This window comes from Delftia sp. ZNC0008 (assembly GCF_000799035.1).
Lineage (GTDB): Bacteria > Pseudomonadota > Gammaproteobacteria > Burkholderiales > Burkholderiaceae_C > Comamonas > Comamonas tsuruhatensis.
The window spans coordinates 1-1,438 of sequence record NZ_JTKZ01000645.1; the positions used below are offsets into that span (position 1 = coordinate 1).

Below are 1,438 nucleotides of genomic sequence, written 5' to 3' on the forward strand. Positions count from 1 at the left end.
CGCCTCGGCCGGGCCGCCGGCCAGCGGCACGCTGCAGCCCCAGCGCTGCAGCAGGGCGCGCATGGCGGTGCAGGACTGGGGATCGTCCTCCACATACCAGGCGTTCATGCCTTGCAGCGGTGCATCCTGGTCCGGGTCGCCGGTCTGCGCGCTTGCGGCGATCTGCGGCACGGCGCCCGGGTCGCCCAGCGGCACGCAGACCCAGAACACGCTGCCCTGGCCCAGTTGCGAGCGCAGGCCGATCTCATGGCCCAGCAGCCGGCCCAGGCGCTCGACGATGGCCAGGCCCAGCCCGGCTCCACGGTCGTCGCCATGGCCCTCGTCCAGGCGGCGGAATTCCTCGAAGATCTCGTGCTGCAGGCTCTCGGGAATGCCCGGTCCCTGGTCGTGCACCTCGATGCGCAACTGCTGGCCCTGGCGCCGGCAGCCGATGACGATGCGGCCCTGGCGCGTGTAGCGTATGGCGTTGGACAGGAAGTTCTGCAGGATGCGGCGCAGCAGGGCCTCGTCGCTGCGCACCACGCAGCGCGTGTCCACCGCGCTCAGGCGCAGGCCCCGGCTTTCGGCCAGGATGCCGAAGTTGTGGCGCATGACCTGCAGCAGCGGGCCCAGCGCGAAGTCGCGCACGCGCACCTCCAGCTGGCCCGATTCCATGCGCGAGATGTCCAGCAGGCTGCCCAGGATGGCGTCCTGCGCGGCCAGGGCGCCGTCGATGCTGTCGGCCACGTGGCGGCCCGCCTCGTCATGCAGATGGCTGCGCAGCAGGGAGCTGAACATGCGCGCGGCGTTCAGAGGCTGCAGCAGGTCGTGCACGGCAGCGGCCACGAAACGGGTCTTGTAGCGGTTGGCCTGCTCGGCCTCGCGCTTGGCCTCGGCCAGGTCGCGCGTGCGCTCGGCAATGCGCTGCTCCAGCGCATCGGCCAGCGAGCGCAGCTCGCGTGCGGCGTTCTTGTAGCTGGTGATGTCGGCATAGCTGGTGACGAAGCCGCCGTCGGGCAGGGGGTTGCCGCGGATCTCCAGCACCGTGCCGTCGTCCTTGGTGCTTTCGCGCAGGTGCGGGCTGCCGCTGCGCAGATGCTGCAGCCGCCGGTGGATGGCCTCTTCGATGGGGCCGGGCCCCAGCAGGCCGCGCCGGGCGTTGTACCGAAACAGGTTCTCTATGGGCTGGCCCGTGCGCAGCAGTTCGGAGGGAAAGCGGAACAGCTCCACGTAGCGCGAGTTCCAGGCCACCAGGTTGAGGTCGGCATCGATCACCACCACGCCCTGGGGCAGGTGCTCCAGGCTGCGGCTCAGTCCCGTGTCGGCCTGGCGCGCGGCCTGGACGATGCCGTCCTGGGCCGTGCGCAGCTCCTGGGCATGCTGGCGCAGCACGGTCTCCAGCTCCAGGCGGCTGCGCAGGCGCAGCGCGGCCAGCCGCCTGCGCTGGCGCACGACGCGG

General features: G+C 71.5%; 1 protein-coding gene. It reads right to left on the reverse strand.

Going from position 1 to position 1,438, the window contains the following annotated elements:
* On the reverse strand, positions 1–1,438 hold a 1,438-nt coding region (locus L995_RS21100; protein WP_047473486.1), incomplete at both ends, for a sensor histidine kinase.